The 26,157-nt window shown below is 70.2% G+C and carries 25 protein-coding genes; 12 read left to right on the top strand and 13 right to left on the bottom strand.

Annotated elements, in window-relative coordinates:
• Positions 1–64: 64 nt before the first annotated feature.
• A complete protein-coding gene (locus Aco04nite_RS34455; RefSeq protein ID WP_213001422.1) occupies positions 65–412 on the bottom strand; it encodes a hypothetical protein in 348 nt (115 codons plus the stop codon).
• Positions 413–701: 289 nt separating this feature from the next.
• On the opposite strand from Aco04nite_RS34455, the gene Aco04nite_RS34450 reads away from it, so the two are divergent.
• Positions 702–1,463: a CYTH domain-containing protein gene (locus Aco04nite_RS34450; RefSeq protein ID WP_213001421.1), complete on the top strand. Its 762-nt coding sequence runs from the start codon at positions 702–704 to the stop codon at positions 1,461–1,463.
• 153 nt (positions 1,464–1,616) lie between these two features.
• The gene (locus Aco04nite_RS34445; RefSeq protein ID WP_244876496.1) at positions 1,617–2,555 is read left to right on the top strand and encodes a S1 family peptidase; all 939 of its coding nucleotides are present in this window, start codon (positions 1,617–1,619) and stop codon (positions 2,553–2,555) included.
• 16 nt (positions 2,556–2,571) lie between these two features.
• On the opposite strand, the gene Aco04nite_RS34440 is transcribed toward Aco04nite_RS34445, so the two are convergent.
• Positions 2,572–3,315 (bottom strand): hypothetical protein, encoded by a 744-nt coding sequence (locus Aco04nite_RS34440; protein ID WP_213001419.1) that lies wholly within the window; start codon positions 3,313–3,315, stop codon positions 2,572–2,574.
• The gene (locus tag Aco04nite_RS34435; RefSeq protein WP_213001418.1) at positions 3,312–3,815 is read right to left on the bottom strand and encodes a SigE family RNA polymerase sigma factor; all 504 of its coding nucleotides are present in this window, start codon (positions 3,813–3,815) and stop codon (positions 3,312–3,314) included. Before Aco04nite_RS34435 ends, Aco04nite_RS34440 begins: the two co-directional genes overlap by 4 nt.
• Positions 3,816–4,158: 343 nt before the next feature.
• Here Aco04nite_RS34435 and Aco04nite_RS34430 point away from each other — a divergent pair, with 343 nt between their 5' ends.
• Positions 4,159–9,624, top strand: a complete 5,466-nt coding sequence (locus Aco04nite_RS34430; RefSeq protein ID WP_213001417.1) for an ATP-binding protein — start codon at positions 4,159–4,161, stop codon at positions 9,622–9,624.
• Positions 9,625–9,965: 341 nt separating this feature from the next.
• The gene (locus tag Aco04nite_RS34425; protein ID WP_213001416.1) at positions 9,966–11,237 is read left to right on the top strand and encodes an HNH endonuclease signature motif containing protein; all 1,272 of its coding nucleotides are present in this window, start codon (positions 9,966–9,968) and stop codon (positions 11,235–11,237) included.
• Between the two features lie 150 nt (positions 11,238–11,387).
• On the opposite strand, the gene Aco04nite_RS34420 is transcribed toward Aco04nite_RS34425, so the two are convergent.
• Positions 11,388–12,395, bottom strand: coding sequence for a DMT family transporter (locus Aco04nite_RS34420; RefSeq protein ID WP_213001415.1), 1,008 nt, complete (start codon positions 12,393–12,395; stop codon positions 11,388–11,390).
• Positions 12,396–12,467: 72 nt separating this feature from the next.
• On the opposite strand from Aco04nite_RS34420, the gene Aco04nite_RS34415 reads away from it, so the two are divergent.
• A complete protein-coding gene (locus tag Aco04nite_RS34415; protein WP_213001414.1) occupies positions 12,468–13,577 on the top strand; it encodes a LysR substrate-binding domain-containing protein in 1,110 nt (369 codons plus the stop codon).
• Between the two features lie 102 nt (positions 13,578–13,679).
• Here Aco04nite_RS34415 and Aco04nite_RS34410 read toward each other — a convergent pair whose 3' ends face one another.
• Complete coding sequence (locus tag Aco04nite_RS34410; protein ID WP_213001413.1) at positions 13,680–14,357, bottom strand: DUF6308 family protein; 678 nt, start codon at positions 14,355–14,357, stop codon at positions 13,680–13,682.
• A gap of 250 nt (positions 14,358–14,607) precedes the next feature.
• Here Aco04nite_RS34410 and Aco04nite_RS34405 point away from each other — a divergent pair, with 250 nt between their 5' ends.
• Positions 14,608–15,384 carry an SAM-dependent methyltransferase gene (locus Aco04nite_RS34405; RefSeq protein ID WP_213001412.1) on the top strand — a complete coding sequence of 259 codons (777 nt, stop codon included), beginning with the start codon at positions 14,608–14,610 and terminating at the stop codon, positions 15,382–15,384.
• Between the two features lie 3 nt (positions 15,385–15,387).
• Here Aco04nite_RS34405 and Aco04nite_RS34400 read toward each other — a convergent pair whose 3' ends face one another.
• Positions 15,388–15,555 carry a hypothetical protein gene (locus tag Aco04nite_RS34400; protein WP_213001411.1) on the bottom strand — a complete coding sequence of 56 codons (168 nt, stop codon included), beginning with the start codon at positions 15,553–15,555 and terminating at the stop codon, positions 15,388–15,390.
• Between the two features lie 9 nt (positions 15,556–15,564).
• On the opposite strand from Aco04nite_RS34400, the gene Aco04nite_RS34395 reads away from it, so the two are divergent.
• The 4 genes from Aco04nite_RS34395 to Aco04nite_RS34380 all read left to right on the top strand — a co-directional run bounded on the left by Aco04nite_RS34395 (position 15,565) and on the right by Aco04nite_RS34380 (position 18,919).
• Positions 15,565–15,927, top strand: a complete 363-nt coding sequence (locus tag Aco04nite_RS34395) for an MDR/zinc-dependent alcohol dehydrogenase-like family protein (protein ID WP_213001410.1) — start codon at positions 15,565–15,567, stop codon at positions 15,925–15,927.
• A 48-nt stretch (positions 15,928–15,975) separates the two neighbouring features.
• A complete protein-coding gene (locus tag Aco04nite_RS34390; protein WP_213001409.1) occupies positions 15,976–16,329 on the top strand; it encodes a PadR family transcriptional regulator in 354 nt (117 codons plus the stop codon).
• A 1-nt stretch (position 16,330) separates the two neighbouring features.
• Positions 16,331–16,879 (top strand): hypothetical protein, encoded by a 549-nt coding sequence (locus Aco04nite_RS34385; RefSeq protein ID WP_213001408.1) that lies wholly within the window; start codon positions 16,331–16,333, stop codon positions 16,877–16,879.
• A gap of 102 nt (positions 16,880–16,981) precedes the next feature.
• Positions 16,982–18,919, top strand: coding sequence for an ABC transporter ATP-binding protein (locus Aco04nite_RS34380; protein WP_213001407.1), 1,938 nt, complete (start codon positions 16,982–16,984; stop codon positions 18,917–18,919).
• Here the strand turns inward: Aco04nite_RS34380 and Aco04nite_RS34375 are convergent.
• Positions 18,907–19,530, bottom strand: coding sequence for a serine hydrolase domain-containing protein (locus Aco04nite_RS34375; RefSeq protein WP_213001406.1), 624 nt, complete (start codon positions 19,528–19,530; stop codon positions 18,907–18,909). The two genes, Aco04nite_RS34380 and Aco04nite_RS34375, sit on opposite strands and share 13 nt — an antisense overlap.
• The gene (locus tag Aco04nite_RS49790) at positions 19,422–19,853 is read right to left on the bottom strand and encodes a serine hydrolase domain-containing protein (protein WP_213001405.1); all 432 of its coding nucleotides are present in this window, start codon (positions 19,851–19,853) and stop codon (positions 19,422–19,424) included. The genes Aco04nite_RS34375 and Aco04nite_RS49790 overlap by 109 nt, the downstream gene beginning before the upstream one ends.
• A 92-nt stretch (positions 19,854–19,945) precedes the next feature.
• Here Aco04nite_RS49790 and Aco04nite_RS34365 point away from each other — a divergent pair, with 92 nt between their 5' ends.
• On the top strand, positions 19,946–20,860 hold the full coding sequence (locus Aco04nite_RS34365; RefSeq protein WP_213001404.1) for a class I SAM-dependent methyltransferase: 915 nt from the start codon (positions 19,946–19,948) through the stop codon (positions 20,858–20,860).
• A 62-nt stretch (positions 20,861–20,922) separates the two neighbouring features.
• Entirely contained in the window at positions 20,923–21,537 is a 615-nt protein-coding gene (gene lexA, locus Aco04nite_RS34360) for a transcriptional repressor LexA (RefSeq protein ID WP_213001403.1), read from the top strand.
• Here the strand turns inward: lexA and Aco04nite_RS34355 are convergent.
• The 5 genes from Aco04nite_RS34355 to Aco04nite_RS34335 all read right to left on the bottom strand — a co-directional run bounded on the left by Aco04nite_RS34355 (position 21,534) and on the right by Aco04nite_RS34335 (position 26,097).
• On the bottom strand, positions 21,534–22,433 hold the full coding sequence (locus Aco04nite_RS34355) for a hypothetical protein (RefSeq protein ID WP_213001402.1): 900 nt from the start codon (positions 22,431–22,433) through the stop codon (positions 21,534–21,536). The genes lexA and Aco04nite_RS34355 overlap by 4 nt on opposite strands.
• 91 nt (positions 22,434–22,524) lie before the next feature.
• A complete protein-coding gene (locus tag Aco04nite_RS34350) occupies positions 22,525–23,577 on the bottom strand; it encodes a hypothetical protein (protein WP_213001401.1) in 1,053 nt (350 codons plus the stop codon).
• A 92-nt stretch (positions 23,578–23,669) separates the two neighbouring features.
• Positions 23,670–24,470 carry a hypothetical protein gene (locus Aco04nite_RS34345; RefSeq protein WP_213001400.1) on the bottom strand — a complete coding sequence of 267 codons (801 nt, stop codon included), beginning with the start codon at positions 24,468–24,470 and terminating at the stop codon, positions 23,670–23,672.
• Positions 24,467–25,678, bottom strand: coding sequence for an MFS transporter (locus tag Aco04nite_RS34340; protein ID WP_213001399.1), 1,212 nt, complete (start codon positions 25,676–25,678; stop codon positions 24,467–24,469). The genes Aco04nite_RS34345 and Aco04nite_RS34340 overlap by 4 nt, the downstream gene beginning before the upstream one ends.
• Before the next feature lie 20 nt (positions 25,679–25,698).
• Positions 25,699–26,097 (bottom strand): VOC family protein, encoded by a 399-nt coding sequence (locus tag Aco04nite_RS34335; protein WP_213001398.1) that lies wholly within the window; start codon positions 26,095–26,097, stop codon positions 25,699–25,701.
• Positions 26,098–26,157: the final 60 nt, after the last annotated feature.

The raw sequence follows: 26,157 nt of genomic DNA, 5'->3' as shown, positions 1-26,157 counted from the left end.
TTAGGACTTACTCGTCTAGGTGTTCCGCCCCCGGGGCCGGGTTCGGCGCCGGGGGCGGAACCGGTCAGCAGCCTTCTTCGATGATGAGCATCGCCTGGTGGTCGTCGTTGCGGAACTCGGCCAGCCAGAAAGCGCTGTGGGGCGGGGCCTCACCCGCGAAGAACCGGTGCACGCGTTCCAGGAGCGCGTCGCGGGAGCTGCCGGTGACCTCGAGCGGGTCCGGGCCGTACGCGTGCAGAACCCGCAGGCCGGGGCGCTTGAGCAGGCGGCGCAGCGGCGGGCCGGGCTGGTCGATGCGGCGGCCGCGCAGGTGCCAGCGGACCCCGTCGGTGTCGGTCCAGTGGCCGGCGCTGATCGGCTGCGGCCAGCGCTCGGACTGTTCCGGCTGGGGTTCCTGGGGGCCACCGCTCATGGTCACATGGTGGCAGCGGCTGCCCCGGAGGGCGACGGAGTTCCGGTCAGGCGACCGGGGTGTGCCGGAGGGCCGCGGTGATCGGCTGTTTGCTCGTACGGGTGCCTTCGGCCGTACACCACAACTGCTCAGGTGGGGGTGGGATACGCCGATGGGCGGGTGAATCAGGTCTCCCCGGGGTGGGATCGGGCGGGGCGGGGTTGTCAGGGGTGGAAGAATCACCTGGGGTTCCGGGTGGGGCGAGCAGAGGACGTTGGTGTAGTTGGGGTCGGCGCAGGAGTTCTGGCGGTTGGGGGACGATGAGTTCGAGCGGATGCTCGTGCTCAGCGGCGAGGCCGGGCAGATGGAGCTCAAGCTTGTCGTGCCCGTGTCGGCGCAGGCGGCGACGTGTGCGGCGCTCGGGGTGCGGATGAGCCGGGCGTCGGCGCGGCGGGTCTACTTCCTCGACACCTTGGGGCTGGCGCTGCGTAAGCACGGGATCGTGGTGCGGGTGCGCAGCAAGGCCCGGCAGGCCGGGGACTCGGTGATCAAGCTGCGGCCGGTGGAGCCACGGAGTCTGCCGGGGCGGTTGCGGCGGTCGAAGCAGTTCGTGGTCGAGGTCGACGCGATGCCGGGCAACTTCGTGTGCTCGGGGGCGTTGAAGGAGCGGCTCGGTGCGGGTGACGTCGAGCGGGCGATCACCGAGAAGCGGCCGTTGCGCAAGCTGTTCTCGAAGCGGCAGCTGGAGCTCTTCGCGGCGCATGCGCCGGCCGAGGTCCGGTTCGACGATCTGATGCTGCTGGGGCCGGTGGAGGTGCGCCGGGCGAAGGTCACCCCGGCGGGGATGGACCGTGCGCTGACCGTCGAGCGGTGGACGTACCCCGACGGGTCCAGGATCCTGGAGATCTCCACGCGCTGTGCGACGGCGGAGTCCCTGCGGGTGACCAAGCGACTGGCCGCGGTGTTGCGGGCGCATCGGGTCGACATCGCCGATGACCAGCTCACCAAGACGCAGGCGACGCTGAACTACTTCGGCGGCGGCGGCGACCGGCGGGTGCCGACCGCGGCCTGACTGCCCTCTTTTGCCAGTGCCGGAAGTGGCCCCTCTTTTGCCAGTGCCGGGAGTGGCACAGGGATGCCACTATGGCGGCCGCTGCCGAGCGGACCAAAGGGGCGAGGGATGATAAACGCTACGCAACGGGTTCGTAGCGCAGTGGTGGTGGTCGTGGCAGCTGTCGCCGCTCTGGTCGCCGGTGTGCCCGCTCCCGCGGCGGCGATCGCCCGCGGGGACGACGTGCCGGACGGCAAGTATCCGTTCGCGGTGAAGATCACCGACATCGGCATCCCGACGCCGGACGGCGGGCGCCGCGACAGCTCCTGCTCGGCCGGGCTGATCTCGCCGCACTGGCTGCTGACCGCCGGGCACTGCTTCCGCGACGTGAACAACAAGCGCGTCTCGAAGGTGGTCGCGATCCGGACGTTCGCCACCGTCGGCCGCGCGGACCTCACCGGCGACGACGGCCAGGAGGCCGACATCATCGCGGTGAAGCAGGCCGGGGTCGCCGACGTCGCGCTCGCGAAGCTGGACCGCGCGATCACCGGCATCACCCCGCTCAAGCTGGGCACGAAGGCACCGGCGGTCGGCACCAGCGTGCGTCTGACCGGGTTCGGGTTCACCGACGAGAGCGACCAGGAGCTGCCGGACCGGATGCAGACCGGCACGTTCAAGGTGACGTCGGTCAGCAAGGCCGAGATCGGCATGACGGGTACGGCCCCGCACAAGAACACCAGCGCCTGCGAGCACGACTCCGGTGGCCCGTACTTCACCGAGGCCAAGAACGGCGTCGTCACCGTCGTCGGGGTCGTCAGTCACGGCCCGAGCTGCCCGCACACGGGCGCCGACGCCGCCGGGCGTACCGACAATCTGGTCCCGTGGATCAAGTCGGTCGTCGGCAAGGATCTCGTGCCGTCCGCGGCGCCCAAGCCGTCGCTCCCCGCGAAGCCCAGGCCCAGCGCCGCGGTGAAAGCCGCGCCGGCCCCGGAGCCCACGTCGGCGACCCGGTCCATGCTGCCGTGGGCGGGTGCCGCGGTCGCGGTGGGCGGCGTGGTCGCGGTGGCGCTGCGGCCCCGCAGGAAGCGCCGCAGCCGGCACCGGCGAAGTTAGAAACCCCCTGCTGAGATCAGAAAGAGCCGGTCAGGTTCAGCTCGGTGCCGCCCGAGGTCTTCGCCACCACACCGTACGCGTCATCGCCGGCATCCCGGCCCCCGTCCGCGTTCGTGTAGCGGGCGTAGAACGAGTACGTGCCGGGGGGCACCGAGTCGCCCGAGGACAGCTCGAAACGGTAGACCAGGGAGTCCTGCTCCTCGCTGACCGTGCTCGTGACGCTCGCCCCCGGAACCCGCTGACTGCCGCCGCGCGAGACGAGTTCCGGCGTACGCGTCAATCTGACCAGGACCACCAGCTCGCTCAGCTCCTGCGTGGTCCTGACCGTGACCACGCTCGTGCCCTGGCTCGCACCCTCGTCCGCGTCGACCGAGCCGTCCGTCCACAGCGGGCTGTCCGTGGCCGGCCTGCTCGTCGCCGGCTTGCTGGCCGGCGGCTTTTTGGACACGCTCGGTGACGGCGTGCCGGGGGCGGTCACCGTGGGTAGCGGCGACGCCAGCGAGACCACGGGCGCGGGCGGTTCCGGGATCGGCCCCCGCTCCCCCGCGAGCGCCCACTGCGCCAGCCCGCCCCCACCGAGCAGCGCGACCACCGCCGCGGCGGCACCGGCCACCCACATCGGAGCGGGTGATCGCCGCGCGGCCCGTTCGCTGCGCATCGCCGTCCGCGTGATCCGGTCGTACATCGCCTGGCTGTCCGGCTGGTGCACGGCGGCCTCCGCGCGAATCGCCCGGCGCACCTCATCCTCGACGAGTGTCACTGCGCCGTCTCCCAACCGTCGATAAGGGTCGTGTCGCCGCCCAGCAGGCCGGTGAGCTGCTTGGCACCGCGCGAGGTCGAGCTCTTCACCGCGCCGACCGAGATCCCGAGGATCCCGGCGACCTCCCGCTCGGACAGATCGAACGCGTACCGCAGCACCACACACGCCCGCCGGCGATGCGGCAGCCGCCGCAACGCGCTGCGAACGTCGAGCACGGCGGGAATGTCGGACTCCGGAGCGCGCCGGAACGGCTCCAGCAGCCGCAGCCGCTCGCGCTGCTGACGGCGTACCCACTGCCGGGCAAGGTTGGTGACGATCCCCCGCCCGTACGCAGCCGGATGCTCCGCCGCCACCACCCGGTCCCAATGGCGCCACACCTCGGTCAGCGCATCCGCCGCAAGATCGTCAGCCACCGACACGTCCCCGGTCAGCAGGTACGCCAGCCTCGAGAACGAGTCATGCTGATCCTCGAAATAGGCACGGAACGCCGCTTCCCGCATCGGCACCCCATCACTCGGCCCGGGCTGACGGGCAGCCGACGTCACACGGCCCGCCTGCCGCGGCATCCGCAGAGCAGCTTCGACAGCAATCACACCCGCAAGTGGCCCACCACGGCCAATAGGTTCGTTTCAGTGACCCAGGTCACAGAGTCAGCCACATAGGGGGTACGCACGGGAGTTCGGGGTGGGTGCCAACGGTTTTTGTTGGTTTCCTACAACTGTGGCGCCTCAGAGTGCCGCTCTTCAGCATGGCGCCAGTGGGCCTCAAGCGGAAGGGTGAACACTGCCGTGGACCCATGTGTCACGGTGCGTAAGACATTGGACTACAGGAGGGCTCGGTCGGGTGTTCAGTCGTGTCGCCATCGTCAACCGGGGTGAGGCCGCGATGCGGCTCATCCACGCCGTACGGGACATCGCCGCGGAGACGGGCACCAGGATCGAGACCGTTGCCCTGCACACCGACGTCGATCGGACGGCGACGTTCGTGCGGGAGGCCGACCTCTCGTACGATCTCGGGCCCGCGTCGGCCCGGCCGTACCTGGATCTGAAGACGCTGGAGCGCGCGCTGGTCGAGAGCGGCGCCGACGCCGCCTGGGTGGGCTGGGGATTCGTCGCCGAGGATCCGGCGTTCGCGGAGCTGTGCGAGAAGGTCGGCGTCACGTTCGTCGGCCCGAGCGCGGACGCCATGCGCAAGCTCGGTGACAAGATCGGCGCGAAGCTGATCGCCGAGGAGGTCGGCGTGCCGGTCGCGCCGTGGAGCCGCGGCGCCGTCGAGACGCTGGACGCCGCGCTGGTCGCCGCGTCGGACATCGGGTACCCGCTGATGCTGAAGGCGACCGCGGGTGGCGGTGGGCGTGGCATCCGGGTCGTGACCAGTGCGGACGAGCTCGCCGACGCGTACGAGCGGACGAGTCAGGAGGCCGCGCGGGCCTTCGGCAGCGGCATCGTCTTCCTGGAGCGCCTGGTCACGGGTGCGCGGCACGTCGAGGTCCAGGTCATCGCCGACGGTGAGACCGCGTGGGCGCTCGGGGTGCGCGACTGCTCGGTGCAACGGCGCAACCAGAAGGTCATCGAGGAGTCGGCGTCGCCGCTGCTCGACGCCGCCCAGGTGGCCGAGCTGAAGAGCTCCGCCGAGCGGCTGGCCGTCAAGGTCGGGTACCGGGGCGCGGCGACCGTCGAGTTCCTCTACCACCCCGGTGACCGGCTGTTCGCGTTCCTGGAGGTCAACACGCGCCTGCAGGTCGAGCACCCGATCACCGAGTCCACCACCGGGTTCGACCTGGTCAAGGCGCAGCTGCACGTCGCGTCCGGCGGCAAGCTCGAGGGCGTCCAGCCGGCCGAGCGCGGGCACGCCGTCGAGGCCCGGCTCAACGCCGAGGACCCCGACCGGGACTTCGCGCCCTCCCCCGGGCGCATCGTGCTGCTCGACCTGCCGTCCGGGCCGGGCATCCGGGTCGACACCGGTGTCAGCGAGGGTGACACGATCCCCGCCGACTTCGACTCCATGATCGCGAAGATCATCGCGTACGGTGCCGACCGCGCGGAGGCCCTGGGCCGGCTGCGCCGGGCGATGGCCGAGACCACGGTGATCATCGAGGGTGGCGCGACCAACAAGAGCTTCGTGCTCGATCTGCTCGACCAGCCCGAGGTCATCGACGCCAGTGCGGACACCGGCTGGATCGACCGGGTACGCGCCGAGGGCCGGCTCGTCTCCCACAAGCACTCCGCCGTCGCGCTGGCCGCGGCCGCGATCGAGGCGTACGAGGAGGAGGAGCGCGTCGAGCGGCAGCGGCTGCTGTCGACCGCGTTCGGCGGGCGCCCGCAGGTGCAGCACCAGAGCGGCAGGCCCCTCGATCTCAAACTGCGGGGACAGGCTTATCGCGTACGCGTCGCGCGCGTCGGCGCCCACCGGTTCCGCGTGGGCATCGAGGCCGGGACCGACGTGCGTACCGCCGATGTGGTGCTCGACCGTTTCGACCGGCACACCGGGCAGATCCTCGTCAACGGCGTCCGGCACCGGCTGCTCACCAGCACCTTCGGCCCGATCCACCTGGTCGAGGTCGACGGGGTGACGCACCGGGTCAGCCGTGACGAGGGCGGCGTCCTGCGCTCCCCCATGCCCGCCCTGGTCGTCGCGACGCCGCTGCAGGTCGGCGCGGAGGTCGAGGCCGGCGCCCCGGTGCTGGTCCTCGAGGCCATGAAGATGGAGAACGTCCTGCGCGCGCCGTTCAAGGCCCGTGTCAAGGAGTGCGTCGTCTCCGTCGGCAGCCAGGTCGAGACCGGCGCCCCGCTGATGCGCCTCGAACCGATCGCCGACGAGAACGAGACGCAGGAGGTGTCGTCGGCCGGTGCCATCGAGCTGGACCTGCCCGAGGTGACCGCGGCGAGCCCGGTCCGCGAGCGGGTCGCCCGCGGCCAGGAGGACCTGCGCAGCCTGCTGCTCGGTTACGACGCCGACCCGCACGACGAGCGCCGGGTCCTCGCGGACTACGTCACCGCTCGCAAGGAGTTCGCCGCCGACGGTCAGCGGGCCCTCGCCGAGGAGCTCGACCTCGTCGACGTCTTCGCCGACCTCGCCGAGCTGAGCCGCAACCGCCCGGCCGGTGACGACGGCGGCAGCGACACCCACGTGCACAGTGCCCGCGAGTACCTCCACACCTACCTGCAGAGCCTCGACGTGGAACGGGCCGGACTGCCGGCGGCGTTCCAGGCGCGGCTCGGCACGGCGCTGGGCCACTACGGCGTCAAGGACCTGGAGCGCACCCCCGAGCTCGAAGCCGCGGTGTTCCGGATCTTCCTCGCCCAGCAGCGCGCGGCTGCCGACGCGACCGTCGTCACGACGCTGCTGCGTTCCTGGCTGCAGGAGGCCCCGCCGGACGAGGTGCTGCGCGAGCCGGCCGGTCTCGCCCTGGAACGCCTCGTCGCCGCCACGCAGGTCCGGTTCCCGGTGGTCGCCGATCTCGCCCGCGGCGTGGTCTTCGCGTGGTTCGCCCAGCCCCTGCTGCGCCGGAACAGGGCCCACGTGTACGCAGGCGTGCGCCGGCAGTTGCGGCACCTGGACGCGTACCCACAGGCTGTGGATCGTGCGGAACGGATCGCCGAGATGGTCCGGAGCACCGAGCCCCTGGTCCGCCTGCTCGGGCAGCGGATCGTCCGCGCCGGCCTGGACAACACGGCCATGCTGGAGGTGCTGCACCGGCGCTACTACGGCAACAAGGCCATCACCGGCATCCGCACCGGCGTGGCCGGCGGCACGACGTTCGTCATCGCCGAGCGCGCCGGCTCGCAGGTCTTCTCCGCCGCCGTCAACTTCGACGCCCTGGGCAGCGCGCTGCGCGGGCTCGACGAGCTGGCCACCGGGCTCGCCGGGCAGGCCGTCGACGCCGACATCTACCTCGCCTGGGAGAACCAGTCCGCGGACTCCGACGCGATGGCGTCAGCGCTGCACGAGGTCATCAACGCCAACCCCCTGCCCAGCCAGGTACGCCGGGTGACGGCCACGGTCGCCGGGCGCAACGGCGCCGTGATGCACCACCACTTCACGTTCCGCCCGGCCGGCGCCGGCTTTGCGGAGGAGCGGCTGATTCGCGGGCTGCACCCGTACATTGCTCAGCGTATGCAGCTGGAGCGGCTCCGCGAGTTCGACCTCACCCGCCTGCCGTCCTCCGACGAGGAGGTCTACCTCTTCCAGTGCGTCGCCCGGCAGAACCCCAACGACGACCGGCTCGTCGCGTTCGCCCAGGTCCGCGATCTGACCGAGCTGCGTGAGCAGGACGGCCGCCTGGTCGCGCTGCCCACCGCCGAGGACGTCATCGCCACCTGCCTCGACTCGATCCGCCGCGCCCAGTCCCGGCGGGCCTCGAAGAACAGGTTCAACACCAACCGGGTCGTCGTGTACGTCTGGCCGGTCATCGGCATCACCCGCGCCGAGCTGGAGATGATCGCCGGACGGGTACGCCCGACCACCGCCGGCGCCGGCCTGGAGGAGATCCTGTTCATCGGCCGCCAGCGTGACCCCCGCACTGGTGCGCTGACCAAGGTCGCCGTCCGGATCGCCTTCGACGCCGCCGGGGGCACCCAGCTCACCGTCGACGCCCCCTCCGACGCGCCGATCGAGCCGCTGGACGGCTACCGGCAGAAGGTCCTGCGTGCGGCCGGGCGCAACACCGTCTACCCGTACGAGCTGACCGGTCTGCTGGGTGACTTCACCGAGCACGACCTGGACGCCTCGCACACGCTGGTCCCGGTCGACCGCCCGAAGGGCAAGAACACCGCGGCGATCGTCGCGGGCGTGGTCAGCACCGTGACCCCGCTCTACCCGGAGGGCATCAAGCGGGTCGTGCTGCTCGGCGACCCGACGAAGTCCCTCGGTGCATTGAGCGAGCCGGAGTGCCGCCGGGTCATCGCCGCGCTCGATCTGGCCGCGCAGTTGCACGTGCCGCTGGAGTGGTACGCGTTGTCGTCCGGTGCGCGGATCTCGATGGAGTCCGGCACGGAGAACATGGACTGGGTGGCGGCCGCGTTGAAGCGGATCGTGGAGTTCACCCAGGACGGCGGCGAGATCAACATCGTCGTCGCGGGTATCAACGTGGGGGCGCAGCCGTACTGGAACGCCGAGGCCACGATGCTGATGCACACCAAGGGCATCCTGGTCATGACGCCGGATTCGGCGATGGTGCTGACCGGTAAGCAGTCGCTGGACTTCTCCGGCGGCGTGTCTGCCGAGGACAACTTCGGCATCGGCGGGTACGACCGGGTGATGGGGCCGAACGGGCAGGCGCAGTACTGGGCGCCGGATCTCACGGCCGCCCGTAAGGTGCTGATGGCGCATTACGACCACGCGTACGTTGCTCCTGGCGAGACGTCGCCGCGGCGCGCTGCCACCAGCGACCCTGCGTCTCGGGACATTTCGGACTTCCCTCACGTTCTGGATGGCAGTGACTTCACCACGGTGGGGCAGATCTTCTCCGCCGCTTCCAACCCCGACCGCAAAAAGCCGTTTGATATTCGTACGGTGATGCGCGCACTGTCCGACCAGGACCACCCGGTGCTGGAGCGGTGGGCCGGCATGGCCGATGCGGAGACCGCCGCGGTGCAGGACGTGCACCTGGGTGGCATCCCGGTGTGCCTGCTGGGCATCGAGTCCCGGTCCGTCCCGCGGCGCGGGTTCCCGCCCACCGACGGCCCTGACACGTACACCGCGGGCACCCTGTTCCCCCGGTCGTCCAAGAAGGCGGCCCGGGCGATCAACGCGGCCAGCGGCAACCGTCCCCTGGTCGTCCTGGCGAACCTGTCCGGCTTTGATGGCTCCCCGGAATCGATGCGCAAGCTCCAACTGGAGTACGGCGCCGAGATCGGCCGCGCCATCGTCAACTTCCGCGGGCCGATCGTGTTCTGCGTGATCTCGCGTTACCACGGCGGGGCATTCGTGGTCTTCTCGAAGGCCCTGAACCCGAACATGACGGTGCTGGCCCTCGAAGGCTCGTTCGCCTCGGTCCTCGGCGGGGCGCCTGCCGCGGCCGTCGTCTTCTCCGGCGAGGTCAAGGGTCGTACGGCCGCCGACCCGCGGGTACGCGACCTGGAGGCCCGGGTCGCGGCTGCCAGCGGGACGCAACGGGCTGCTCTGACCGCGGAGCTGGACGAGACCCGGGCCTCGGTGCGGGCGGAGAAGCTCGGCGAGGTCGCCGCCGAGTTCGACCGGGTCCACAACATCCAGCGGGCCGTCAAGGTCGGATCGGTCGACGCCGTCATCAGCGCCGCCGAACTGCGCCCGCGCATCATCGAGGCAATCGAGAGCCGGCTCAGCTGAGCCATCCTTGACTGACGGGCCGGCGCCTTCGGGCGCCGGCCCTCTTGCTGTCCCCCTGATGCGTCCCTCTTGCTGCCGTCTCCATGCCCCCATGAACTCACCCTGCCGCCCTCTCCCCTTCTCGCCCTCGCCCTTCGCGCCCTTCTCGCCGGCCTTCTGGGGACCTCGCCCTCCTCGCCGCCCTTTGAGGACCTCGCTCTTCGCGCCGTCCCCGTTTCTGCTCTCCCCTGCCGCCCTCTTCCTTGCCCCCGCTCCTGCCCTCCTCTGGTGTCGGGTTTTGGTCTGTCCCAGCGGGCTTCTGGGGCGGAATGTTGTCGTACACCTGTGCCAAAATCGTACTCATGTTGGCGCAGGTGGAGCAACTCGGTGATGACGCGGCGATGCTCGCCGCAGCTCCGCTGTGGCAGCTGACCGATGCCTCGCTGGCGGATGCGCTGCGGTTGGCACGGCGGGCGGAACAGGCCGTGCTGGTGTTGCAGGCACGGCTGGTTCATGAGGCCGCCGACCGTGGCATTCCCGCCGAGCAGGGACATCGCTCGACGGCGGGGTGGCTGCGTTCCCTGCTACTGCTCGACCCGCAACCAGCCCGGGATCTTGTCAAACAGGCCACCGCCTTACACGACCCGAGCATCCAGCAGGTGGTCCTGGACGGCCAGGCTGACGTGCGCCAAGCCACCGTGATCGCCTCGACCCTCCACGCGATCCCCGACAATCTCGCCGGCCTCGACGACCCCGTCGACAGCGCCCAGATCATGCAGGACGCCTCAAAAGCGATGATCGACCTGGCCGGGCAGCTACCGGCCTACCAGCTCAGGCGGGTAGGGGAACGCATCCTCGACCACGTCGCCCCCGAGATCGCCGACCAGGCCGACCGCGCCGCCCTGACCCGGCAGGAGGCCCGCGCCCAGCAGCGACGGGGCCTCACCCTGTCCATGCCGCTCAATGGCATGGTCCGGATCTCCGGGCTGCTCGGTGCTGAAGACGCCGCCGTCGTGCATGCCGCCCTGCACCCCCTGTGCCAGCCCGACCCCAAGGACAACCGAACCCCCGCCCAGCAACGCGTAGACGCCCTGACCGACATCTGCCGCCTGGCGCTACGCACCACCGAACTCCCGGTCGACGGCGGCGAACCACCCCAGCTTTCGGTCACCGTCGCCTACGACCCACTCACCCAAACCCTCGGCGCGGGCACCACCGACACCGGCCAACGCCTCTCACCCGAAACGGTGCGACGGCTGGCCTGCGACGCCCGCATCCTGCCCATCATCCTCGGCGGACAAGGCCAGATCCTCAACGCCGGCCGCCGCCGACGCCACGCCACCGGCGCCATCCGCCGCGCCCTGCACATCCGCGACAAAGGATGCACCTTCCCAGGCTGCGATCGCCCACCCCGATGGACCGAGGGCCACCACCTGCAGCACTGGTCCCGCGGCGGCCCCACCAACCTGGACAATCTGGCCCTGCTGTGCCGCCAGCACCACCAGCTGATCCACGACCCCACCGCCGGCTGGCAAATCCGACTCGGACCCGACCGACGCCCCGACTTCATCCCCCCACCGGACATCGACCCCAGCCGGCAACCCCAACGAAACCTCTACCACCAACGCCAATAACCACCCCACGTCGGTATCGCCACCCGGCCGGACTCCCTAAGCACCTACGTGCCCGAGCCGCCGGTCCGGTGATGGGTGGACCAGACGTGCTCTGGCCAATGACCACACCAGCCCGCCGCCCCGCAGGAATCCCAGGGTGACGGCCCGGGGCTAATTCTTCTGCGCGGAGACCAGGCTTGAACTTCCGTCGGCCGGAGGGTTCTCCATAGCGGCCGGCCATGCCTCGTCGGCTTGGGTGGGCATCGCCGCCGTCTCCTTGCTCGCCTTCACGCCGCCCTTGGAGTGTCGACGCTCGATTCGCTGGCCCGCGAAGGTCGCGATGATGATCAGTGCGGCTCCCGCGGCGGCGAGCGCGGTGAGTCTTTCGCCGCCGATGCAGATGCCGATGGCGACGGCCCACAGCGGTTCCGTACCCATCAGGAGGCTGGCGCGGCTGGGTGAGGTGCGTCGCACGGCCCAGGTTTGCACGAGGAAGGCGAACACGCTGCAGATCAGGGCCAGGTACGCCAGGCGGGCCCACGATCCGGGCGACAGCTCCGCGGCGTGACGGGTCAGTTGTGGCAGAGCGACCGCGCCGAGAATCAACGCGCCGACGACGGTCTGGACCGCGGTCAGGGTGAGGGTGTCGATCTGACGCGAGCGGGTCAGTTCGCCGATCAGGGTGACGTGCACGGCGCGGACGGCGGCTGCGGCCAGCATCAGGGCGTCACCCCAGTTCGGGGTGCGGAACCCGTGGCCCGACACGAGCAGGCCGACGCCGACCACGGCCAGGGCCGCCGCCACGAAGAACGGGGCGGGGAGCCACGTGCGGCTCCAGGCGTTCGAGAGCACGGGGGTGAACACCACGGTCAGGCTGATGATCAGGCCGGCGTTGGTGGCGGAGGTGTGCGCGACGCCGAACGTTTCCAGCGTCAGGACGGCCGCCTGCGTGCAGCCGAGCACGAGCCCTGACCGGAGCTCGGGCAGGCTGGGGCGGTGGCGGCGCGCCGCGACCAGCGGCACGAGCGCGACCGCGCTGATCGCGTAGCGCAGTGCGAGCGCCACGACGACGGGCGTCACCGCGGCCACGTCCTTCGCGGCCAGGTAGCTGCTGCCCCACACGGCGGCGACGGCCAGCAGCAGGAGATCGGTGGTCAGGGTGGAGCGCGTCCGGGTCACCTCGCCACCATGACCGGTGGGGACCGTGTAGATCAATAACGAAAAAGGCAGTCGACGTTTTAGTATCGCTACATGGAAGCGCGACACTTGATGATTCTTCGGGAGCTGGGCGACCGGGGCAGCGTGTCGGCGGTGGCGACCGCGCTGCATCTGACGCCCTCAGCGGTGTCGCAGCAGCTCGCCAGCCTGCAGCGCGGCGTGCAGGTTCCGCTCACCCGGCTCGACGGGCGGGTGCTCGTCCTTACCGACGCGGGCCGATCGCTCGCCGCCGCCGCGGTCGATGTCGCCGCCGCCCTGGCCCGGGCCGGCGCCGCCGTCGACGCCCACCTCACCGACCCCACCGCCACCGTGCGGGTGGTCGCCTTCCACAGCGCGGCATCCGCGTTCTTCCCCCGACTGCTGAGCAGCGGCGGCGCAAATATCGGGGACGCGAACACAGTGGGTGCGAACACAGGAAGCGCGAACACAGGAAGCGCGAACACAGGAAGCGCGAACACAGGAAGCGCGAACACAGGAAGCGCGAACACAGGAAGCGCGAACGCAGGAAGCGCGAACGCAGGAAGCGCGAACGCAGGAAGCGCGAACGCAGGAAGCGCGAACACTGGGGGCGCGAAGATTGAGTGCGCCGATGAGGACGTTGCCCAGGACGCGTTTCCGTTGCTCAGTGCGGATTACGATGTGGTCGTTGCGCATCGTCCGGCGGGGTCGGGCAGTTGGCCGCGTACGGTCAGTGTGACCCGGCTGCTGAGCGAGCCTCTCGACGTGGCAGTGCCGGCCTCGCATCCGCTGGCCACCAAGCCACGGCTGAGCGCCGCCGACGTCGCCGGCGAGCAGTGGATCGCCGTCCACGACGGCTTCCCGCTGACGGCGGCCATCCAGGCCATCGGCGCCGCCGCCGGACATCAGCTCACCGTGCGCCACCGCATCAACGATTTCACCGTCGCAGCCGACCTGGTCGCCGCCGGCGCCGGGTTCGCTCTGCTGCCCCGCTACATCGGGCCGCGCCGCCGCGATGTCGTGCTGCGGCCCCTCACCGGCCTGCACATCGCCCGCGAGATCGACGTACTCACCCGCCCGGAGCAACGGTTCCGGGCCGCCGTCACCACCGTCATCGACCGCCTGGTGTCCATCGCGGCATCAGTGACCGCTGACGCGCCGGCACAACCCTCGGAGATCGGCTGACCACACCCCGCAGCAGCGCCGGGCACCGTCCCGATCCCGTCACGGTCCGGCGCCACCGCGCTGGTGGAAATGCCGCCCAGAACGGGAGGGCGAAATCCTGGATCAGACCGAGATCAACGGTACGGTGCCGAATCCCGCGCAATCGCGTCCAGAACGGTGAAGCTCGTGGTGACTCATCCACAACACGACGTCGAGCACCCGGATCAGCCCCACACCAGCGGGGAGACCGGCGCGCCCGCGCAGATGGGTGAGTTCGTTGCGTAGCTCACCGTCGTCGGCGGCGAGCCGGTCGTGCAGCCGGAGCCAGACGTGGTCCGGCTCGCCGAAAAGGCACGAGACCACGTCGTCGTAGACGGGAACGAGGTGGGGCCGTTTACGGGCCATGAGTTTCCCGGCGGTCACGTAGCCGACACCGGTCCGGCTCTTGAGAAGGTGCCATGCCCGATCAGCGGGTCCGCCGTCCTCCACGAGTTTCCTGGCCTCGGCGTCGCCGAGTTCGACGCCTGCGGGAATCTGCGGCAGCAGGTCCGACATCGCGCGACCGAGTCTTCCGTCCAGGAGATCGATGGACACCTCGGCAGGCACGCTGACCGACAGCATCTGCACCGCCACGATGTCATCAGCGGTGATGACGTCGCGGGTTCCCGGCCGGTCGCCCCCGCCCGCCAGTGCCTCGAATCTGCGGCCTGTGTACAGGCGCGGCCGGTTCTCATGAAAGTAGGCTCGGACGTCCTCGAGCGCACCTTCACCACGTACGATTTCGGTCAGCTGGAACGGCATGTGCCCCACCCTACGAGGATCGGCACTGAGCTAGGTGCGCGGCGGCATCCGCTGAAGTCTCGTACGTGCGGTAGTACGGGGTGCGGGGGTGGACCGGCAGGCCCCGGAAGACGCGGAGCATCCACGGCCAGCAGCATGAAGTCGCTGTGAGGGAAATGATCACCAGGGCGGGTTCCGTGGCAATTATCGGGGCTGGGTGGGATTGCTTAGGATCACTGTTCTACCGCCACCTCAGCGCAGAGGAATTGTGATGACCGGTCCTAGTATTGACGAGACCCGGCCGAGTAGTGCCCGGGTGTGGAACTACCTGCTGGGCGGGAAGGACAACTTTGCCGTCGACCGGGAGCTCGGTGAGGCGTTGCGGGGGGCGAATCCGCAGATCGCGGGGGTTGCGCAGGCGCAGCGCCGGTTTCTTGTCCAGGCGGTGACGCTGTTTGCCGGTGAGGGTGGGATCCGGCAGTTCCTGGACATCGGTACGGGGCTTCCGACGGCCGACAACACCCACGAGGTCGCGCAGCGGGTGGCACCCGCGTCGCGGATCGTCTACGTGGACAACGATCCGCTCGTGCTGGTGCATGCTCGCGCGCTGCTGACGAGTTCGGCCGAGGGTGCCACGGCCTATGTGGACTCCGATGTGGAGGATCCGGAGCGGATTCTGGATGAGGCTGCCCGTACGCTCGACTTCAGCCGGCCCGTGGCAGTGACCATGATCGGGATTCTGGGCAACGTCGCCGATTACGGGCAGGCTCGTGCGATCGTCCAGCGGCTGCTCGAGGCGGTGCCGTCGGGGAGTTATCTGGCGGTGAGCGACGGGACGAGCACCAGCGCGGAGAGTGTGGAGAGCCAGCGGGTCGCGAAGCAGAGCGGGCATCCGTACAACCTGCGTACGCCCGACGAGATCGCGGGTTACTTCGAGGGCCTCGAGCTGCTCGAACCCGGAGTGGTGCCGACGTCCCTGTGGCGGCCGCAGCCGGGGACGGACCGGACCGCCCTCGACGTGTACTGCGCGGTGGGCCGTAAGCCCTGAGGCTCAGGCGGGGTCAGGAACGAGGCGGGTGATCGCGGCGCCGACCAGGGCGTCGCCCTGGTCGGCCGTGATGCGGCGGGAGGACACCATGGCGGCGATGCCCTGCAGGGTGGCGGTGAAGAGCAGGGTGGACTCCCCCGGCAGGGTCTGCAGGATGCCGAACAGGCGCATCGACGCCTGGTGAACCGCATCGGAGCCCTCGCCGAGCTTGGCGGCGAACATCAGGTCGAGCAGGGCCGCGTCGGTGACCGCGAAGCGGAGGTAGCGGTCGCCGCGGCGCAGCCGGCCCTGCTCACGCGAATCCAGTCGATCGGCCGCCGCCGCAAGGGCATCCGGGCGAGCGCGATCTGGGGCGGAACGCTGAAGGACAACGAGGTCGGCCCCGCCGTCTACGCCGATTTCCTGGGTCCGGCCCTGGCCGCGGGGACCTACCGGGCGGCGCCGGAGGCCGTGGTCGTCGGTGAAGGACTCGACAAGATCCCCGAGGCACTCGCGCGACTCCGCAAAGGCGTGTCCGCCCAGAAACTCGTAGTGCGCCTCTGAAAGGCGCCGCTACTTGACATTCTCCAGTACCTGCCTTTGTATAGGAGTGTGAGCGAAACACACGACCCTCAGCTGCTGAAAGGGGTGCTGTCGGTGCTGCTGCTGCATCTGCTGGCCGAGCGCGAGTCGTACGGCTACGAGGTGGTGCAGCGACTGCAGGCCGCGGGCTTCGCCGATGTGCTCGAGGGCAGCGTCTATCCCGCCCTGACCCGGCTGCAGCGCGAAGGGCGGCTGGAGACCCGGCTCGTGCCGTCGGCCAGCGGACCGGCTCGCAAGTACTACCGGCTGACGGCCGGCGGGCACGAAGCGCTCGCCGGCGGGCTGGGTGCCTGGTCACGCCACATCGCCGCGGTTGACGCCGTGCTGTCGCGGCCGCTGCCGCCATCCGAGAACGGGGACTGACATGCCACACACCATCACCTGGTACGACAGGCTGCGCATCGAACGCCTGGTCTGGAGCCTCGACCAGCAGCTGTACGACCTGCCCCGGGTTCAGCGGATCGCCACCCGCCGCGAGGTGCGGGCGAACCTGCTGGAGGCCGCGCGCGACGTCGGCACCCGTGAGGCCCTGCGCGGGGTCGGCGGGAGCCGCCGGCTCGCCGAGCAGTTCCTGACCGCCGAGTTCGGCGACAATCCGCGTCACACGTGGATCGGGGCCGCGTACGCGGCGGCGCTGACGCCCCTGCTGCTCAACTTCTTCCTGGCCGAGGCCGCCAACGCCTTCCAGAGCGGGGTGACCGCCACCGACCCGCACGCCACCGGCGTCTTCACCTGGTCCGGGGTGAGCTGGCTGCAGTCCGCCGTCACCTACACGTTCAACGACGGCACCGCCACCGGTCACGGTGGAGGATGGACGCCGCTCGCGTATCTCCTGTGGCTCGTCATCACCGTCGGGTTCGGCCGGCTCTGGCGGCTGCGCCTGCGCCGCCGGCCCGCGGTCGCACCCGCCTGAGCACCGCTACCGACAGGGTCCATCGGATAGGCGACAGAAACCCCCGCGGCGGTGAACGCCGCGCGAGGCGGATAGCACTGCGCGTGTCAGGTCAGTAACGGTATGGGTATGACCGCCACGACTGAAGAGCCACGCGCCGGAAGCAAGGTGCCATCGCAGGCCGGACAGGCCGGACAGGAGGCTGTGCTTCCGGAGCTGCGGCCCTCCTGGTGGGAGACGGGGGTACGGGCCCGGGCCGAGGCGGGGCTGCTGGGGGTGTTCACCGAGCTGCCGGGGCTGGTGGTCAAGGCCATGCGGGTGGCGTGGAAGGCGGACCGGCTGCGGACCGGGACCGTGCTGGTGTCCACGCTGGTGTCCGGGGCGATGGCGGCGTTCGGGTTGCTGGCCACGCAGCGGGTGCTCGTCGAGCTCTTCGCCGGCGGGCCGACACCTGACCGCGTACGGTCCGCCCTGCCGGCTTTGGCCTGGCTGGCAGCGGCCGCAGCGATCCGGGGTGGTCTGGGAATGCTGGTCGGGTACGCGCTGAACGGCCTGACGCCCCGGGTCTACCTGATCGTGGAGCGGGAGTTGTTCGAGCACACGACCGCGGTGGAGTTGAAGGCGTTCGACGACGACGGGTTCGCCGAGGGCATGGAGCGGGCGACGCGGGGCACCGAGGCCGCCGTCGAGCTGGTGCAGAACACGATGAACCTGTTCGCCGGGGTGGTCAGCGTGCTCGCGGTCACCGCCGCGGTCGTCACGATCCACCCGTTGCTGCTGCTCGCGTTGCTGGTCGCGACGGTGCCCACGGCGTACGCGGCGTTGCGGGCCGGGCATGTGCGGTTCAAGAGCTACCTGGCCAGTTCGACACGACGGCGCCGGCAGTGGGTGCTGCACCAGCTGATGGCCGAGCGGGTGTCGGCCGCCGAGCTGCGGTCGTACGGGCTCCGCGGCTTCCTGCTCGGACTGTACGACCGGGTGATGGGCGCGCAGACCGCGGTGGAGCTGAAGGTCGCGCAACAGGTCACCACGACCACCAGCATCGGCGCGGCCGTCGGCGGGATCGCGCTGACCGGCGTCTACGTGCTGCTCGGGGTGCTGCTGCTGGACGGGCACATCCCGCTCGCGGCGGCGGCGACGTGCGTGGTCGCCGTGCAGGCCGCCCAGCGCTCGCTCGCGCAGGTGACGTTCCAGGTGGACCGGGTCTATGCGAGCGGCCAGTTCTTCAACGAGTACGTACGGTTCCTCGTCACCGCCGAAGGTCACCTCGCGCCGGTGCAGAAGGATGCCCTCCCGCAGGGTCTGGAGGAGCTGACCGTCGACCGGGTCACGCTGCAGTACCCGGACCGCGTCAAGCCCGCCGTTGACGGGGTGACGCTGACGATCCGCCCCGGGGAGACGATCGCCCTGGTCGGCGAGAACGGTTCCGGCAAGTCGACGCTCGCCGCGATGATCGCCGGGTTGCGGACGCCCACCGGCGGCACGATCAGCTGGAACGGGCGCCCGTACGCGGACTGGAACGCGGACGGGCTGCGCCGCCACATCGCCGTGGCCCTGCAGGACCATCACAAGTGGCCGTTCAGCGCGGCCACGAACATCGCGATGGGTGACGTCGACGCCGTCGCGGACCCCGACCGGATCGCGGCGGCAGCGGCGATGGCGGCCGCCCACGACATGATCGAGGAGCTGCCGAAGGGCTACGACACCCTGCTCGACCGTACGTTCAAAGAAGGTCAGGACCTCTCCGGCGGGCAGTGGCAGCGGATCACCGCCGCGCGGGCGTTCCTGCGTGACGCGCCACTGCTGATCATGGACGAGCCGTCCTCAGCACTCGACCCGCGCGCCGAGGACGCCCTGTTCCAGGCGCTGCGCGGGCGGCAGGGACGGCGTACCACCATCCTGATCACGCACCGCCTCGCCAACGTCACCCACGCCAACCAGATCTTCGTGCTCGACCGCGGCGCCCTGATCGAATCCGGCACGCACACCGAGCTCATGGCCGCCGCCGGCACCTACTCGCAGCTGTTCACGCTGCAGGCCGCGGGCTATCAGGCCGGCTGACCACAGAAGACCCGGCTCAGGAGGGCATCTGCCGAGGGCCCGAGATTCCCTGCGTACGGTGTGACTGCCGCACTGAGCTGCATACGCGCGTCGGCCGTGTGCAGGCTCAGCGTGTTGTATCCGAAGATGTCCCCGCCGTGGCCGTAAACGGTCACGCCGCACGGGAGCTGCTCCTGTTCGAGGCCGAGTCCGTAGTCGTGACCGGGCACGGCGGTCTTCATCTGCGCCAGTTGCGCCGGCGGGAGCAGCCGCCCGGTCAGCAGCGCCCGGAAGAACGTGTTCAGATCGGCAGTGCTCGAGATCAGGTCACCGGCCGAGCCGGCGATGCTCGGGTTCAGGCGCGTCACGTCCACGGGGGCATCGCCGACCTCGAGGTAGCCGTGGGCGTGCGGGCCGGCGATGTCGAGGCGGGTGCCGGGTGACTCCGTCTCGTGCAGGCCGAGGGGGCGGATGATGCGGTCGCGCAGCTCTGCGGCGTACGGACGACCGGTAATTTTGTGAATCACCATGCCGAGCTGGACGTAGTTGGTGTTCGAGTAGGACCAGTCGGTGCCCGGCGCGAACAGTGGGGGCTTGCTGGCGCGACCGCGACCAGTTGCGCGGCGGTCCATGTGTGATAGCGGATCGGGAGCCAGCCGCTGGGGCTGAGGTCGAGCGCCTCGGTCACGTTGAACAGGCCGCTGGTGTGGTTGAGCAGCTGACGCAGGGTGATGTGCTCCCCGTTGGGGACGACACCGGGCAGCGTCCGGGCCACCGGGTCGTCGAGGCGCAGGCGGTGCTCGGCGGCCAGTTGCAGCACCACGGTGGCGACGAAGGTCTTGGTCACGCTGCCGACGCGGAACCGCCCGTCGACCGGGGCGCGGCCCGGGCGGTCCAGCCGGGCGACTCCGGCTGCGGCCCGGACGGTGGCGCCGTGGTCGCGTACCTCAGCCATGGCGGAAGTGGCACCGGCCGTGACCAACGCGTCGAGGTCTTGTTGCAGGGCGGGTCCGGGGTTGGCCGAGGCGGGGGCGGCATGATGGCGGGGTGAGTGATGAACGGTGGGATCAGGTTCTCGGACACGTGGCGCGGGCCGTGCCGGATGGCGGCGTGCGGCTCGTGGTCGGCGGGGCGCCGGAGCAGGCGCGGGTGCTGGCGGACCGGCTGGCTGCGCGGTTCGGGGTGGCGCGGGTGGCGCGGCCGGCTGAGCGTCTCGAGGTCGCGAGGGTGGGTGACGGTGACGGCCTCTTGCTGTGGGCGAGCGGTGGGCGCGGGGATCGGCGGGAGGACGCTGATGTGGTGGTGGATGTGTCGGATCCGGCGTGGCCGGTGATCCGGCACATCGATGCCGCTCTGCTGGACCGGGACGTGTGGTTCGGGAGTGAGTCGCGGGCGTTCTTCGCGGCCAGGGCTGCCACGTGGGACAGCAGGTTCGGGGACGACCTGCCCGCGTACGGTCAGGCTGTCGCTGAGGCCGGGTTGGCACCGGGCTGGACCGTTGTGGATCTCGGGTGTGGGACCGGGCGGGCGTTTCCGGGGTTGCGGGATGCCGTGGGTGACGGGGTGGTGATCGGGATTGATCACACGCCGGAGATGCTCGATGCTGCGCAGGTGCGGGCCCGGGAGTGCGGGGCGGCGCTGGTGCTGGGCGATGCGCGGCGGCTGCCGTTCGGGGACGGTGGGGTTGACGCGGTGTTCGCCGCGGGGCTGCTCACGCACCTGCCGGACCCCGCGGGCGGGTTGCGCGAACTCGCCCGCGTGACCGCGCCGGGTGGGCGGCTGGTGCTGTTCCATCCGACCGGGCGGGCGGCGCTCGCGGCACGGCACGGTCACACACTGCGACCTGACGAACCACTCAACGAGGACGTGCTGCGGGTCACCGGTGGGCACGCCGGGTGGGACCTCATCGGGTACGACGACCGCGCGCACCGGTTCCACGCCGTCCTCGCCCGGCGCGCCTGACTGCGGGAACGCCCGTTCTGGGGCAGGATCTCCAGGTGCTACCTGAAGATCTCGATACGTCCATGCTCACCCCGCGCCAGCGGAGCATTCTGACCGTCATCCAGAAATCGGCGGTCCGGTACGGCTACTCGCCGTCGACGCGCGAGATCGGTGACGCGGTCGGCCTCGCCTCCACGTCCTCGGTCAGCCGGCATCTGCGCAACCTGGAGGAGCTCGGCTTCCTGCGACGCGGGCGGTCGGTCACGCGGCCCGTCGATGTGCGGATGTTCCTGGAACCGGTCGAACGGCGCGACACCAACTCCTCCACGGTGGGTGTGCCGCTGGTCGGGACGATCGCCGCCGGTGCACCGATCATGGCCGAGGAGTCCACGGAGGAGATTCTCAACCTGCCGCGGGATCTTGTCGGGCGCGGGACGCTGTTCAGCCTGCGGGTGCAGGGTGATTCGATGGTCGACGCGGCGATCTGCGACGGGGACATCGTCGTGGTGCGGCAGCAGCCTGACGCCTACAACGGCGACATCGTGGCCGCCATGATCGACGAGGAGGCCACGGTCAAGGTCTTCCAGCGGCGGCGGGGTCACGTGTTGCTCGAACCTCGCAACCCCGCTTACGAGCCGATCGACGGCGACCGGGCCGTCATTCTCGGCAAGGTCGTGTCGGTTCTGCGCCGCGTCTAATACGCACTCTGGCCCGGCTGCGGATAGCCGGGTTGTGGATAGCCAGGCTGGGGATAACCGGGTTGGGGATAACCGGCCTGTGGCGATTCAGCCTGTGGGTAACTGGCCTGTGGATACTCCGCCTGTGGGTAACCGGCTTGTGGATACTCGGCCTGTGGGTAACCGGCTTGTGGATACTCGGCCTGTGGGTAACCGGCTTGTGGATACTCGGCCTGTGCGTACCCGGCTTGTGGGTACTCGGCCTGTGGGTTGGGCTGCTGCAGGTAGCCAGATTGCGGATAGCTGTCCTGCGGGGACAGTTCCTGCGGATACGTGGCTTGCGGGGACGCGGCCTGCGGGAAACCGGCCTCCGGGAAAGCCGCCTGCTGGTAGGTGGTCTGGGGGAACGCGGCCTGAGGGTGGGTGGCTTGCGGGAATGCGGACTGTTGCTGCGGGTGAGCCGTCGGCTGGAAAAAGGCCTGCTGCTGGGCCTGCTGCGCCGGGTAGGCCGTCGGCTGGGTGTAGGCCTGCTGGGGCTCGGGGAGGGGCTGGGCGGGGACGTTGAAGCCGGTGACCTGGAACTGGGGGGCGGGCTGCTGGAAGCCGGCCGTGGAGAGCTGCTGGCCCGGCATGATCGAGCCGTAGCGTTGCATCTCCCGGCGGTAGGCCTTGCGGGCCTTGACCGCGCGGCTCACGGCGTAGATCGGTACCAGGAACGCGTAGAGGTAGATGTGGACGAAGCCGCCGTCGAAGAAGAAGAGCAGGTACACGGCATAGCCGAGGAAGCCCGCGCCGAACAGGCCGTTGAAGAAGCGGGCCCAGGGGGAACTGCCGAAGCCGACGGCGGCGATCAGGACCAGCACGACGCCGGTGATGACGAGCAGGGCGATGTAGCCGAGGAACAGTCCGACGGACAAGGCAGGTCTCCGGGGTGAGCGCCGAAAAACGGAACCCTAGGGCGCCCCGGTCGCGATTCCGGTTGCTGTCGTGGAGCGGTCCGGTAGTAGTTCAGCGGTCGAGGCGCAGGCCGCGTCTGACCCTGTTCTTGAGGGTTTCGGTGGGCTGGTCGAGGGTTTCGGCGTGGGCCAGCATGCCGATGATGGTTTCGATGGCGGCGTCGAGGATCTGGGTGGTGCCGAGTTCGTCGGGGGTGGGCGCGGGGTTCAGGTCGGCGGGGCGCAGTTCGTCGAGGTCGCCCAGGACGTCGCACGGATAGTTGCGCAGCTCCTCGATCTGCTGCTCGGCGAGGCCCAGGACCCAGTCGGCCCGGTCCAGGCCGACCCCGAAGCGCAATCCGCCGGTACGCTGCTTCAGCACCGCGTCGACCAGATGCCGCTGGACCACCCGCTGGTACGGGCTGCGGTGCGGGTACCGGTCCCCCAGCGCCGCGTTGACCCGCCGCAGCACCTCGATCTCCGCTGCCCCGAGCGACGCGTTCGCGCTGGGTGCCTCGAGTTCGCAGAGTCCGTCCGGGATGGCCATCACGTAGGCGAACCGCCGCCAGAGCAGGTCGTGCGGGGAGCCGGGTGGCGGGACGGTCACCAGGTGGCGGTGCGCGGCGGGGACCAGGTCACCCCAGCGGCGCAGCATCCGGTTGGGCATGTGGTCCCAGAAGGCGTCGTTGCCGCCGCGTTCGATGGTGTCCAGGAAACCGCTGAAACTGCCGATGTTGCGGGAGCGGATGCCCTGCTGCCAGACCGAGGGGAACGTACGCCAGAGGTCGCGGCCGGCGACGACGATGTGCACCTCGGCGGGCTGCAGGCTCTCGACGGCGCGGGCCGCCTGCGCGGCGGTGGCGCCGCCCAGGCCCTCGTTGGTGATGATCACGTCGCCGGACCAGCCCGCGGTCTCGGCGACCAGCCGGTCCCAGGTCCAGGTGGCGGCGGGATCGCGCCAGGAGACCTGGCGCAGATCGGTCATGGCCTGGTCGTGCGCGAGCGAGCTGCCCGGCAGCAGCACACCGGCGGTCCTCAGCACGTCCCGGTTGCGCCACAGCACGGTCTGCACATAGGTACTCCCGGTCTTCGGCGCCCCGATATGCAGAAAAACACGTCCCACCATCGCGCAAGAATGGCACACGAAGGAGCCACCAAGATCGCTAGGGATCCGAGGTCAATCGCTTACCACGATGTTCAGATTCACGCTTTGCTGCGTTAAGCGAATGGACGCTTCGCCTCGAGAACCCATTCGTCACGCCGAGCCCCGATGACAAGGTCCTCACGGGTGGGACCCTCGTGGGTGCGACCCTCATGGGCGAAGTGCAGCACCAGACCGCCGCAGATGTTCTCGCCCTCGAGGCTGGGGAGCACGTCGCTGCCGAGCAGGCGCGAGCCGGCAAACCCGGCCAGCAGATCCGGACTCCGGGCCGGGCCGACTCTGGTCTCGCCGAATCCGGCCATGGCGTAGGGCTCGTAGGGCTTTTCGTGGACGAGGATGAGGTGCTCGTCGAGGCAGTGCAGGGCGATCGGCACGGCGTGCTCGAAGAAGAGCCACGCGTGGACCAGGCTTTCGGCGTCGCCGCCCTCGCGGTGGCCCTCGAACCAGGCTCGTGCTTCGGTCACGGATTCGAGGCGCCGGCCGTGCATTCTCGCCAGCCAGTCGGCGACCATCGTCCGATCGGTGAAGCCCACGAACCGCGGATGGTCGTCGGCTTGCACGGCCTGCCAGACGGCGTGGGCGGCCGCCTCGTAGACGTCCCCGACGCCGGTGTCGATCTCGGTGGTCACGATGTCGGTCACCGTCACCCTCGCCGGCTGCGGAAGGTAGCGCAACGCCCACCGGACCCCCAGCACCGCCTCCCGGCGGTACTCATCGAAGGAGTCGGCGGTCACCTCGACCTCCGCGGGGTCCTCGGCGAGTGCGCTCCGGGCGGTGACCTCGAGGGTGACCTGGGCGTAGCGGCAGGAGCGGTTGGTCTGCTGGGCGATGCGGAACGTGGCGCGGGAGGGGGTCATGACGGTGACCCGGCAGGGAGGGGTTTGGCTGCTGAGGTGAGCGTGGCGGCGGCTGCCACGACGACCAGGACGACGATCATGGCGCCGCGGAGGCCGACGTGGTCGCCCAGGAAGCCGAGCAGGGGCGGGCCGACCAGGAATGCGACGTAGCCGGCGGACGCCACCGCGCCGACGGTCGAGGTCGGGTCGGGGCTTTCCGCGGCTGCGGACAGGGTGACCGGGAAGCCGAGGGCTGCGCCGAGGCCCCACAGGGCCACCGCGAGGCCGGCGACGATCACGTTGTCGGCGAAGACGACGGTGGCGATACCGGCTGCCGAGACCAGGGCGCTCACCCGCAGGACCGCCGCGTTGCCGAATCGGGCCAGCAGTGGCTCCCCGGCGAAACGGCCGGCGGTCATCGCCAGCGCGAACCCGGTGAAGATCACCGAGCCCAGTGCGGGAGAGGCGCCGTGACCGTCGACCATCAGCAGGGGCAGCCAGTCGTTCGCGGAGCCTTCCGCCAGCGCCAGGGCGAGCACGATCAGCCCGAGCATCAGCACCCGGCGCTGGCGCCACAGCCCGAGCTGCGCACGGAACCCGCCGCCGGCCGCTGGTGCGGGACCGGCGGAGCGGCCGGTCTCGGCCGGGACGCGGCGCACCGCCCAGAAGACGATGGCCGCGCCGCCGATCGCGACCCCGGACATGTGCCAGACCACCGGGAAGGAGATCGCGGTCAGGCCGATGCCCGCGACCGCGCCGACGACGGTACCGAGGCTGAAGAAGCCGTGCATCATGGGAAGGACCGAGCGGTGGGACTCGGTCTCGATGGCGGCACCCTCGACGTTGAGGGCGATCTCCATCAGGCCGGCGCCGAGGCCGACGAAGGCGAGACCGGTGAAGACCCCCGCGTCCAGCGCCGCGGCCGCGCCGATGCCGATCAGTGCCATGCCGGCGACGAAGGCCGAGCCGCCGACCGCGACCGTGAACTGGGCGCCGCGGGACCGGACGATCGCCGCGGACGAGAGCACCCCGGTCATCGAGCCGACCGAGATGCCGAACAGCACGAGGCCCATCTCGGCGGTGGAGGCGTGCAGCAGGTCGCGGACGGCCGGGGTGCGCACGGTCCACGACGCGATCCCGACCCCCACGACGAGCATGACGGCGAAGATGGCGGCGCGGCGGCGCGCGGCCTGCGGCGTGAAAGCGGGCCGGGCCGCGACGGAGCTCATGACCATGAGCGTACGGATGGTCAGCGAGCGAATTTCACCTTGGCCGCCGCCGTGACCGGGGTGAAGAAGTTGACGAGGTTGCCGTCGGGGTCACGGATCAGCAGCGATCGATTGCCCCACGGCATCGTGGTGGGCGCCTGAACGACGTCGGGGTCGGAATCGGCCAGTCCCGCGAAGACGGCGTCCACGTCGTCGACGAGGAACTCGGTGATCACGGACCGGTTCGCGGCGGGCGCGGCGAAGTCGGGGGCGAAGAGCGCGAGGGTGGCCGTGCCCGCGATGGCGATCGTGGCGGAACCCACGCGTACCTCGGCGAACTCGGGGGTTGACCACTCGGCCGTGAGGCCGGTCGCCCGCTCGTAGAAGTCGACGAGCCGGGTGACGTCCCCGGTGATGACGCGAATCGAGACGAAGTTCATGCGGATGACGCTAGAAGCAATACTGGACAGATTCCGCCCAGTATCGGGAGGATAATTCAG

This window comes from Winogradskya consettensis (assembly GCF_018332715.1).
Taxonomy (GTDB): domain Bacteria; phylum Actinomycetota; class Actinomycetes; order Mycobacteriales; family Micromonosporaceae; genus Actinoplanes; species Actinoplanes consettensis.
This window is presented reverse-complemented; position numbering and strand designations above follow the sequence as displayed.

Bases quoted from the DNA above. Each gene is read 5' to 3' on its own strand.
- Aco04nite_RS34455 (WP_213001422.1), bottom strand. From the start codon at position 412: ATGAGCGGTGGCCCCCAGGAACCCCAGCCGGAACAGTCCGAGCGCTGG.
- Aco04nite_RS34435 (WP_213001418.1), bottom strand. From the start codon at position 3,815: ATGCGGGAAGCGGCGTTCCGTGCCTATTTCGAGGATCAGCATGACTCG.
- Aco04nite_RS34425 (WP_213001416.1), top strand. From the start codon at position 9,966: ATGTTGGCGCAGGTGGAGCAACTCGGTGATGACGCGGCGATGCTCGCC.
- Aco04nite_RS34415 (WP_213001414.1), top strand. From the start codon at position 12,468: ATGGAAGCGCGACACTTGATGATTCTTCGGGAGCTGGGCGACCGGGGC.
- Aco04nite_RS34410 (WP_213001413.1), bottom strand. From the start codon at position 14,357: ATGCCGTTCCAGCTGACCGAAATCGTACGTGGTGAAGGTGCGCTCGAG.
- Aco04nite_RS34405 (WP_213001412.1), top strand. From the start codon at position 14,608: ATGACCGGTCCTAGTATTGACGAGACCCGGCCGAGTAGTGCCCGGGTG.
- Aco04nite_RS34400 (WP_213001411.1), bottom strand. From the start codon at position 15,555: ATGCGCCTGTTCGGCATCCTGCAGACCCTGCCGGGGGAGTCCACCCTG.
- Aco04nite_RS34385 (WP_213001408.1), top strand. From the start codon at position 16,331: ATGCCACACACCATCACCTGGTACGACAGGCTGCGCATCGAACGCCTG.
- Aco04nite_RS34380 (WP_213001407.1), top strand. From the start codon at position 16,982: ATGGGTATGACCGCCACGACTGAAGAGCCACGCGCCGGAAGCAAGGTG.
- Aco04nite_RS34375 (WP_213001406.1), bottom strand. From the start codon at position 19,530: ATGGACCGCCGCGCAACTGGTCGCGGTCGCGCCAGCAAGCCCCCACTG.
- Aco04nite_RS49790 (WP_213001405.1), bottom strand. From the start codon at position 19,853: ATGGCTGAGGTACGCGACCACGGCGCCACCGTCCGGGCCGCAGCCGGA.
- lexA (WP_213001403.1), top strand. From the start codon at position 20,923: ATGCTCACCCCGCGCCAGCGGAGCATTCTGACCGTCATCCAGAAATCG.
- Aco04nite_RS34350 (WP_213001401.1), bottom strand. From the start codon at position 23,577: ATGGTGGGACGTGTTTTTCTGCATATCGGGGCGCCGAAGACCGGGAGT.
- Aco04nite_RS34345 (WP_213001400.1), bottom strand. From the start codon at position 24,470: ATGACCCCCTCCCGCGCCACGTTCCGCATCGCCCAGCAGACCAACCGC.
- Aco04nite_RS34340 (WP_213001399.1), bottom strand. From the start codon at position 25,678: ATGAGCTCCGTCGCGGCCCGGCCCGCTTTCACGCCGCAGGCCGCGCGC.
- Aco04nite_RS34335 (WP_213001398.1), bottom strand. From the start codon at position 26,097: ATGAACTTCGTCTCGATTCGCGTCATCACCGGGGACGTCACCCGGCTC.